The 2,493-nt window shown below is 35.3% G+C and carries 3 protein-coding genes; all 3 read right to left on the bottom strand.

Annotated elements, in window-relative coordinates; genetic code table 11:
* Positions 1–169: 169 nt before the first annotated feature.
* The 3 genes from A9G48_RS10455 to A9G48_RS10465 all read right to left on the bottom strand — a co-directional run bounded on the left by A9G48_RS10455 (position 170) and on the right by A9G48_RS10465 (position 2,388).
* Complete coding sequence (locus A9G48_RS10455; RefSeq protein WP_065568989.1) at positions 170–832, bottom strand: hypothetical protein; 663 nt, start codon at positions 830–832, stop codon at positions 170–172.
* Between the two features lie 156 nt (positions 833–988).
* A complete protein-coding gene (locus A9G48_RS10460; protein WP_141672998.1) occupies positions 989–1,654 on the bottom strand; it encodes a hypothetical protein in 666 nt (221 codons plus the stop codon).
* 68 nt (positions 1,655–1,722) lie between these two features.
* On the bottom strand, positions 1,723–2,388 hold the full coding sequence (locus tag A9G48_RS10465) for a hypothetical protein (protein ID WP_034943636.1): 666 nt from the start codon (positions 2,386–2,388) through the stop codon (positions 1,723–1,725).
* Between the last annotated feature and the right edge of the window lie 105 nt (positions 2,389–2,493).

Here is a 2,493-nt window from a genome sequence, read left to right on the forward strand (position 1 = left end):
TTGTGTTTTCATCAGTTATTACCTGTTAGTTAAAATTTGTTAATCGATTCTGTCACTGCTTCGGCTTATGGCTCGTATCAGCTGTATATTGGTATGACAGTAAGTATGGAAACACTTTTTTACCCCGCAAATCTTAAACTTAACAGTAATCTAATGAATTAAAACAATATTACAGAACATAAGCACCACTAAGCCCTATCTTTAAGCGCAACGTACCATCATAAGAAATACTATAGTAATGAGCACCACCTTCAATAATTTGTCCAGTTACACCTTCTTTGAGTCCACCATAACCTTTATATAAGCTATAAATATCCTTATTTTTTATCCAATTTGGCACATTTTCTAAATGGTAGGTAAAAATGATCACCCGCTGACCTTGTAATTGGTCGTCAACTCCCGTAACTTTCTCAACCACAACCCGACCAAAGCAGAAGTTAGTGCCTCCCCACCAATCTACGTATTTACGCCCTTCCTCTGTTAAATCGTAACGGTACAGGGGCTTATCGCCGTCATGACCAACCAGCTCTTCGGTAAATAATCCCTCTTTAGCATAGAGGGCTAATCGTTTATTTAATTTATGATTAACATAAATTGGGTCACGATAATGTAAATCTTTATGATAACCAGGCATATATTTTATAGTATAAGGATACATATCCTCAGTTAAATCCCCCACTGCCAAACAAACTGATTTATTTCCTGTTGGGTTATTAATATCGTTTTCTCTTTGAATTCGCGTTTTATAATCGGTAAAATCGCACCCTGTCAGTAACGATAACATCAGTAAACTACTACCTAATATTAAGATTTTTTTGATTTGTGTTTTCATCAGTTATTACCTGTTAGTTAAAATTTGTTAATCGCTTTTGTCACTGCTTCGGCTTATGGCTCGTATCAGCTGTATATTGGTATGACAGTAAGTATGGAAACACTTTTTACCCCGCAAATCTTAAACTTAACAGTAATCTAATGAATTAAAACAATATTACAGAACATAAGCACCACTAAGCCCTATCTTTAAGCGCAACGTACCATCATAAGAAATACTATAGTAATGAGCACCACCTTCAATAATTTGTCCAGTTACACCTTCTTTGAGTCCACCATAACCTTTATATAAGCTATAAATATCCTTATTTTTTATCCAATTTGGCACATTTTCTAAATGGAAATCAAAGTAGACAGTACGCTTACCGTTATCCTTATTATCAATCTTTCTTATCTTGTCAACCACAACCCGACCAAAGCAGAAGTTAGTCCCCCCCCACCAATCTACGTATTTACGACCTTCATCCGTTAAATTATAACGGTACAGAGGCTTATCGCCGTCATGACCAACCAGCTCTTCAGTAAATAATCCCTCTTTGGCATAGAGGGATAGTTTTAAATTAAGCTCATTATTGGCGGCAATTTTATCCCATGCATCATCAGGATCAATTTCGCCTTCAATATATTGAATAGTATAAGGATACATATCCTCAGTTAAATCTCCCACAGCCAAACAAACTGATTTATTTCCTGTTGGGTTATTAATATCGTTTTCTCTTTGAATTCGCGTTTTATAATCGGTAAAATCGCACCCTGTCAGTAACGATAACATCAGTAAACTACTACCTAATATTAAGATTTTTTTGAATAGTTGGTTTATCATAAATAAACTCACTGCTTATTTTGTTTATAAAAAAATCAAATTGTTAGCAATAACGCCATGATTTACGCTTATAAAACTAATCCACCACTCTGACCGCTCATCAAACGTAGGCTACCATCAGACTTAAAACTGTAATAATGTGCGCCTCTAGGGCTACCCCCCAATACAGCTTTTTCTAAACCGCCATAACCTTTATATAAGCTATAAATATCCTTATTTTTTATCCAGTTTGGCACGTTTTCCATATGGTAATAAAAAATCACCATTCTTACCCCTTGCATTTGATCATCAACCTTATCAATTTTTTCAACCACCACTTTTCCAAAGCAGAAATTCGTTCCCCCCCTCCATTTTTTATCAAGATATTTACGCCCTTCCTCTGTTAAATCGTAACGGTACAGAGGTTTATCTCCATCATGACCAACTAGCTCTTCGGTAAATAATCCCTCTTTGGCATAGAGGGATAGCTTCAAGTTCAATCTTCTATTTTGCTTTACTTTATCATAAGGCTCTTTCGGATCAATTTCGCCTTCAACATAGTTAATAGTATAAGGATACATATCCTCAGTTAAATCTCCCACAGCCAAACAAACTGATTTATTTCCTGTTGGGTTATTAATATCGTTTTCCCTTTGAATTCGCGTTTTATAATCGGTAAAATCGCACCCTGTCAGTAACGATAACATCAGTAAACTACTACCTAATATTAAGACTTTTTTGATTTGTGTTTTCATCAGTTATTACCTGTTAGTTAAAATTTGTTAATCGATTCTGTCACTGCTTCGGCTTATGGCTCGTATCAGCTGTATATTGGTATGACAGTAAGTATGGAAACACTT

This window comes from Gilliamella sp. wkB18 (assembly GCF_001690875.1).
Lineage (GTDB): Bacteria > Pseudomonadota > Gammaproteobacteria > Enterobacterales > Orbaceae > Gilliamella > Gilliamella apicola_A.